Consider the following 1,588-nt stretch of genomic DNA (forward strand, 5'->3'; position numbering starts at 1 on the left):
TCGGTGCCGGTGACCTTCAGCGCGTCATAGATCTTCGGAATCGCGTCGCGCGGGAATTCGACGTCGATAACGGCGCCGATGATCTGTACGATTTTGCCGTTGCTTGGGCCAGTGCTCATCGCTGTTTCTCTATCCAGAATTCTTGGGTTACTGCTTGAAGGATTTGCTTAGACTGCTGCGGCGCCGCCGACAATTTCCGCCAGTTCCTTGGTGATGCTGGCCTGGCGGGCCTTGTTGTAGGCGAGCTGCAAGCCGTTGATGATCTTGCCGGCGTTATCGGTGGCCGCCTTCATCGCGACCATGCGGGCGCTCTGTTCGCTAGCCACGTTCTCGACCACGGCCTGATAGACCTGCGATTCGACATAGCGCTGAAGCACGGTGTCGAGCAGTTCGGTCGCGTTCGGTTCGTAGATGTAATCCCAGTTGTCGGCCAGCTTGCTGGCGTTGGGATCGACTTCGACAGGCAGCACCTGACGCACACCCGGACGCTGGGTCATGGTGTTGACGAACTGCGTCGAGGCCAGATACAGGCGATCGATACGGCCTTCGCGGTAAGCGTCGGTCAGTACCTTGATCGAGCCGAGCAGCTGGTCGAGATGCGGCTTGTCGCCAAGCTGCGAATTCTGCGCGACCACCTTGCCACCGACCCGGCGAAAGAAGCCGAGGCCCTTGGTGCCGATGACGGCGTATTCGACGTCGATGGCCTGATCGCGCCATTCGCGGATCGAGCGGGTCAGTGCGCGGAACAGATTGGTGTTCAAACCGCCGCACAGGCCGCGGTCGGTCGATACCACCAGCACGCCGATCCGCTTCACCGGCCGCTCGGCCATGAACGGATGGGTGATCTCGGTGTTCGCCTGCGACAGATGGGCGATGGTGCGGCGGATCTTCTCGGCGTACGGACGCGCTTCAGTCATGCGGACCTGGGCGCGGCGCATCTTCGAGATCGCCACCTTTTCCATCGCGCGCGTGATCTTCTGCGTGTTCTTCACGCTTTTGATCTTGGTGCGGATTTCCTTTGCGCCTGCCAATGTAGTTCTCGGTCGTGCCTAGAGGGACTGGAGGACTTAAATCGCGGACTGCTTCTTGAACGCCGTGATCGCGGCCTTCAGTTCGCCTTCCAGCGCATCGTTCCAGTCGCCCTTGACGTTCAGCTTGTCGAGCAGCGGCTTGTGGCTGGTCGCCAGGAACTGCTGCATGGCGACTTCGAAGGCACCGATCTTTTCGACCGCGACGTCATCGAGGAAGCCCTTTTCGGCGGCGTACAGCGACGCGGCCATTTCGGCGACCGACATCGGCGCGTACTGCTTCTGCTTCATCAGTTCGGTGACGCGCTGGCCGCGCTAGAGCTGCTTGCGGGTCGCTTCGTCAAGATCCGACGCGAACTGCGCGAACGCGGCGAGTTCACGGTACTGGGCGAGCGCCAGCTTGATGCCGCCCGACAGCTTCTTGATGACCTTGGTCTGGGCCGCACCACCGACGCGCGACACCGAGATACCGGCGTTCATGGCGGGACGGATACCGGCGTTGAACAGATCGGTTTCGAGGAAGATCTGGCCGTCGGTGATCGAGATCACGTTGGTGGGCA

At 61.1% G+C, this 1,588-nt stretch carries 2 protein-coding genes and 1 pseudogene; all 3 read right to left on the minus strand.

Translation table 11 applies throughout. The features are described from left to right. The coding region (locus tag QZY06_RS18345; protein WP_295686780.1) for a hypothetical protein at nucleotides 1–119 on the minus strand (119 nt) is incomplete at its 3' end. Between the two features lie 48 nt (nucleotides 120–167). Further along, nucleotides 168–1,031, minus strand: coding sequence for a F0F1 ATP synthase subunit gamma (gene atpG / locus QZY06_RS18350; protein WP_295686779.1), 864 nt, complete (start codon nucleotides 1,029–1,031; stop codon nucleotides 168–170). Between the two features lie 36 nt (nucleotides 1,032–1,067). Further along, a pseudogene (locus tag QZY06_RS18355) lies at nucleotides 1,068–1,588 on the minus strand (F0F1 ATP synthase subunit alpha); the annotation flags it as partial.

Source organism: uncultured Nevskia sp., assembly GCF_903885465.1.
Taxonomy (GTDB): Bacteria; Pseudomonadota; Gammaproteobacteria; order Nevskiales; family Nevskiaceae; genus Nevskia.